Source organism: Synechocystis sp. LEGE 06083 (assembly GCF_015207725.1).
In the GTDB taxonomy this organism is placed as follows: domain Bacteria; phylum Cyanobacteriota; class Cyanobacteriia; order Cyanobacteriales; family Microcystaceae; genus Synechocystis; species Synechocystis salina.
Genome location: NZ_JADEWJ010000262.1, coordinates 1 through 5,481, shown reverse-complemented (window position 1 = coordinate 5,481; position 5,481 = coordinate 1). Strand labels below are relative to the sequence as shown.

Genomic DNA, 5,481 nt, shown 5'->3' with positions numbered 1-5,481 from the left:
GGCAAAATAGCCCGCAAAACTGGGGTCAAAGTAACGCACTGTGCCCCGGAAGTAGGCACTGTCGGGGATGACGTTAAAGGCCGTACCAGATTGCAACTGTCCCACAGTGACCACGGCGGACTGGAGGGGATTTAAATTGCGGGCCACAATGCCTTGCAAGGCCATGACAATCTGGGCGCTAATTACCAGGGTATCAACGGTTTGGTGGGGCATGGCTCCGTGGCCCCCTTGACCGAACAGTTGACATTCAAAATGTTCCACCGCTGCCATCACTGGCCCTGGTTTGATGCCCACCGTGCCCACGGGCAGATCGTTCCACAGATGTAAGCCCACAATGGCATCCACCGCCGGATTTTCCAGCACCCCCGCCTCAATCATTGGTTTGGCACCGCCGGGGCCTTCCTCCGCTGGCTGAAAAAAGAATTTTACCTGGCCCCGAAAACTATCCCGATGGGCTGCCAAATATTGCGCTGTTCCCAAGGCGATCGCCGTGTGACCGTCGTGGCCGCAGGCGTGCATTTTGCCTGGGTGGAGGGAACGGTAATCCACTTCATTTTCTTCTGTTACTGGTAGGGCATCCATATCGGCTCGGATGGCCAACACGGGCCCTGGTTTACCACTGTCAACCACTGCCATAATGCCGGTTTTGGCAATGCCTGGGGTGTGGGGAATCCCTAGCTTAGTGAGGGTTTCCGTAATGTGGACCGAGGTTAATTGCTCTTGGAAACCCAATTCCGGGTATTGATGAAATTGCCGTCGCCATTGGATCAATTGACCATGTAGCGCCTGGATGGGCAAACGGATATTAGTACTGGGTAGATTGGTTGGCTGGGGAAGGGTAAAAACCATAGTGGAAAAGCAGGGTGGTGTTTGTATTTTAACCATTCCCCCCAGGCATTATCCCAGCCAGAGATAGCTACCGCCCAAGGCGATCAAGGCACTGCCCATGGGAACAGTTAGGTTATCAATGCCCCAACGGGAAAAGCTCTCCAATCCCGCACTGGCGATCGCCACCGCCCCGGCAACAACGAAGCAAGTAGCTGTGAAGCCAAAGGTGTAACCCAGGAGTGCCACTGTGACCAAAAAACTAGCCAACACCATGGTGAGAGTGCCTTCCCAACTTTTGCGGAAACCAAAGACTTCGTAGCGGTGACGACCCCATCTTTGTCCCACCAGGGCCGCCATTCCATCACCCCAGGCCATGACTAAAATACCGATCGCCGCAAATACCGGCAGTTCCACAGAGAAAAATCCCCCCACCAATAGACCAATGCTCAGGGCATAAAATAAAGTGCCGTAACTATGACGGCCAACACTTTCCAGGCTGGGTAAAATCGGTAAACGGTAGGAGAGCACTGCAATGCCAGCGGCAAAGACACCGGCGATCGCCCCCACCCAACCGGGAATACCCAACCACCAAGCGATTAGCACCACCTGCCCCGCTCCGATGTGGACAATTTTGCGGGTTACCTCCGCCGGACTAGGGGAAAGACGGTTAAGTAGTTCCGCCGTTAACACCACAGCCCCTAGATAAGTTGCCGCTAGCCCCACCGCTATCCAGAGGGATAAATCCATAGGACTATTTTGCTCGATGCCCATTAGGAAAGAAAACCACGGTTATAGCCTCGGTGCCAGCACCTTAGATTTTTGACAATCCCACTAATCATACCTTCAAAAATATGATCGATCTTTTAATCAATTTGGGTTTCACTACCAATGTTTGATTTTCGAGTAGTTTAAGAACCTGTTTGTAAAGTCTGATTTCGCCCTCTAAACTCTACTCAACTGTTTTATCTTTAACGCCCCGAACAATACGGGAAAGCTCAGATTTTTCATCCACACTGATGCGGGTGGGAGAACCACTAATAATCCGTTCATAATTGCGGAAGGAATCCCGAATGTCAGGGCCGTCATGGCTGATGCTATATTCGCGAATACCTTTATCGTGCCAAGAACCCCGCATTTTAAACACATTTAGGGCCCGGGACATTTCCCCTCGTATCTCCACATACTGCAACATCAAAATAGTGTCCGTAATGGTGGAAATATGGGATTCCGTAATGGAATGGGCCCCCATAAATTGGTCTGTGGTATTAGTAAAGAAACCAGTAATTTCTTCCTGTTTGGCGTAGCCCGTTACCCCAATGACAAATTGACGGAAAGCATTATTAGTCACCCCCCGGGCCAGGGCAGAGAGGGAATCGATGGCAATGCGGGAGGGCTTAAATTCCGATATTTCTGATTTAATCATTTGTAAATGATCTTCCAAACCTGCCGATTCCGGATAGGTACAGAGGAGTTTTAACAAACCTTTGTGTTCCATTTCTTCAAAGTCAATGCCCCAAGAAGAAGCGTTACGGGAAAGCTGAGCCCGGGACTCTTCATAGGCAAACAAAATGGCCCGTTCCCCTTGGCGACAACCTTCTTGTAAAAATTTGCTTACTAATAGAGTTTTGCCGGTACCAGTAGCCCCCGTAGCGAGAATAATTGAATCTTTGAAAAAGCCGCCGCCACACATTTCGTCCAAGGTTTGCACCCCCGAAGAAATCCGCGCATTGGAAGACCTCTGGGTGAGGCGCATGGCCCCAAGGGGAAAAATATTAATGCCGTCATGGGTAATGGTAAAGGGATATTCCCCTTTCATGTGGGTGGTGCCCCGCAGTTTGAGGATTTCTACGGTGCGCCGTCGCCGTTCCCCTTCCAAAACATTACGCAAAACCACCACGTTATCGGAGACAAATTCTTCAACTCCAAAGCGGGCAATGGGGCCATACTCCTCCACCCGTTCCGTGGTCATAATCGACGTTACCTGTAATTGTTTTAGCCGGGCCACCAAACGAAAAATTTCCCGCCGCACCACCGAAGCCGCATCATATTGTTGAAATACCGCTGTGACGGAATCAATGGAAACTAACTTGGCTTTATATTTCCGCACTGCATACTGAATTCTTTCAATTAGGGCCGATAGGTCAAAGGTGCCCACCACTTCCTGCCCTTCCGGATCTGGAGAAGCATCGAGGATAAATAATTTGCCATCTTCAATTAGCTGCTGTAGATCCCAACCAAAGCTGTAGGCATTTTCAATAATGTCACTGGGGGATTCTTCAAAGGTAATAAATAGCCCTGGATAGTCGAAGTGTTGAATTCCCTGATAAAGAAATTGCACTGCTAGCAGGGTTTTACCGGTACCAGAGGTACCACTCACTAGGGTAGTACGGCCAATGGGCAAACCGCCATGGGTAATTTCGTCAAAGCCCTCAATCACAGTGCGAATTTTCTGTACTCCCTTCCTTGGCACGTCGGGGCGGTTGCGTTCGTTAACAATCGGTAAGTTCATTAGCTAAATTTAAATTTTTAAAGAAGTTAGTAAAACTAAATAACGGTTTGGCTAAAACTAATTGAATTTGTTTAGGTTTAGGGGCGAGATTAAGATTTTCTACGAGTTCGATGACTTATGCTGATCCGGAGACGCGCTAGCCCTGTGGCCAAATTTTTTATTGGTCTTCCGCTTCCCGTTCCCGGATTTCGTCATAGAGCAAATCTAGACCAATTAACACTTTTTCTCGGTCGGAAAGATCACCGATGATTTTCCTGACGGGGGGCGGTAAGATTTTAGCTAGGGTAGGGGTAGCAAGAATTTTATCTTCTTCGGCCAACTGGGGATTTTTTAACACGTCGATCACTTTGAGGGCATAAACTCCCTGAAATTCTTGCTCTAGGATATTTTTCAGCATTTTAAGGGCCCGCACAGAATTGGGGGTATTGCCGGCTACGTAGAGTTTGAGAACGTAAGTTTTTTTAAAAGGGCTCATTTTACGGGTTTACTAGGACGAAGGGGGAAACCAACCAAGAAACAACTAAGCAAATAGATAACCAGGGAATCGAGGCAGTTTCAACAGTCAAAAGTTGAGCTGATGATTAAACCGCAGCATTTGGTTATTAATCCGTTTGATAATATACATCAAAGGGAATGTCCTCCCGTGGTATGGAACGACGATACATTTCCCCCAGATGGGCGAGGATGTCGATCAGCACTAAACGATAATCTAGGAGAACTTCTTCGCTCCGTCCTTCTAGCTTGAGGTGCTGGGAAAATTCGTCCATTAACTCCATATGAATTTCGAGGATTTGGGAAATGGCCAGGTCAGCAAAAAAAGCCTGGTTGACAAATTGATCCAATAGGTCGTTAACTGTTCCCTCATTGCTGAAGTAACTGAGGGTAATCTCCCGATATTGGGAACTTAAATCTTCTAGATATTCCTGTTTTTCCTGGGGGGAAAAGTTGCGGTAAAAGTGACTGGGCTTACGTTTGTAATACACTCCTAGGTAACCAAGTCTTTCTTTGAGTTTGTCGGCCAGCCTTCTTTGCTGTAGCAGTAAAAAGCTTTGGGATGATTCATCGACAATGGGGGCAGGGATAGTTTCTCTTTGGTTAGGGAGGGTGCAGAGGGGCCCAAGGTGTAAATAATGGGCGATCGCCCGGTCTACGACGGTGGGCAGTTCGGACCATTGGGATTCGGGCAGATGGATTTCGGCGTTGTGATAGACAATGGTGGGGTGTTCGTTGGTAGTTTTTGCTAGGGCGGAAGGACTAGGTTCGAGCAAAATAATTGGCAACAAACGCCCCTGTTCATAGAGACGATTCAACACCGGTAAAGAATTAACTTCGTAGTAGACCAACAAACAATCAATCCGTTCAGGTTTGTCTTCTAGAAAGGCACAAAAGTCATCTAGCGCTTGAAAACTCGACAGATGATGGCGATCGCCCTGGAAAATAGACCTGAGTCTATGGGCAACGTGTTCGGGAGCAAAAAGACAGAGGGAGAGGGGAGACTGCACAGGGGATCAATAATCAGTCGAAGGTTAATCAGACAAGGGCTCAGATTAGTTTTGTCACCACGGAAGGTGCAAGTTAAGAAAGTATTAATACTATTAATTGGAAAATTGTGTTAAGCAACTACCCCCTGAACGTTAACACAATCTGAGTGCTCCTTGGCCGGATAGCTTAAGACCTGTTTACAAAGATTGAATCTGTGCTCCTAATCTTGTCGCTGGGCATGATTAGCTCAAGGTAACTTTGGAACTTTTTCCCCATGGCTAGGGGGTGGGGGAATTTTTTTACCATCTGTTTGTCAATGGCTAGCCCTTGGCTAGTTCACCCTTTTTGGCTAGGATTTGGGTGTCTAAGCCCCCGATCGCCGCCCTCCATTTTTTATAGTCTCCGTATATGACAAGCAGAATTAACCCCCTCGCCGGCCATCATCCCCCCGCCGATCAACTGTTGGATGTGGCTCAACTGCTCGACAATTACTACCATCAGCAACCGGACCCGGAAAATCCCGCCCAGCTAGTGAGCTTTGGCACCTCTGGCCATCGGGGTTCTGCCCTTAACGCTACTTTTAACGAAGCCCATATTTTGGCGGTGACCCAGGCGGTGGTGGACTATCGCCAAGCCCAGGGCATTACGGGGCCCCTTTATAT

The 5,481-nt window shown here is 48.4% G+C and carries 5 protein-coding genes and 1 pseudogene; 1 reads left to right on the top strand and 5 read right to left on the bottom strand.

The window, feature by feature from the left end:
• From IQ219_RS16300 to IQ219_RS16280, 5 genes are all read right to left on the bottom strand, one after another.
• On the bottom strand, positions 1-849 hold an 849-nt coding region (locus IQ219_RS16300; protein WP_194073299.1), incomplete at its 3' end, for a M20 family metallopeptidase.
• Between the two features lie 48 nt (positions 850-897).
• Positions 898-1,599 (bottom strand): diacylglycerol/polyprenol kinase family protein, encoded by a 702-nt coding sequence (locus IQ219_RS16295; RefSeq protein WP_194073298.1) that lies wholly within the window; start codon positions 1,597-1,599, stop codon positions 898-900.
• A 178-nt stretch (positions 1,600-1,777) separates the two neighbouring features.
• Positions 1,778-3,337, bottom strand: a complete 1,560-nt coding sequence (gene kaiC, locus IQ219_RS16290) for a circadian clock protein KaiC (protein WP_190598462.1) — start codon at positions 3,335-3,337, stop codon at positions 1,778-1,780.
• A gap of 157 nt (positions 3,338-3,494) precedes the next feature.
• Positions 3,495-3,812, bottom strand: coding sequence for a circadian clock protein KaiB (kaiB, locus tag IQ219_RS16285; protein WP_010874242.1), 318 nt, complete (start codon positions 3,810-3,812; stop codon positions 3,495-3,497).
• A gap of 127 nt (positions 3,813-3,939) precedes the next feature.
• Positions 3,940-4,839 carry a circadian clock protein KaiA gene (locus tag IQ219_RS16280; RefSeq protein ID WP_190598461.1) on the bottom strand — a complete coding sequence of 300 codons (900 nt, stop codon included), beginning with the start codon at positions 4,837-4,839 and terminating at the stop codon, positions 3,940-3,942.
• Between the two features lie 388 nt (positions 4,840-5,227).
• Between IQ219_RS16280 and IQ219_RS16275 the strand changes: the two are divergent.
• A pseudogene (locus tag IQ219_RS16275) lies at positions 5,228-5,481 on the top strand (phosphoglucomutase, alpha-D-glucose phosphate-specific); the annotation flags it as partial.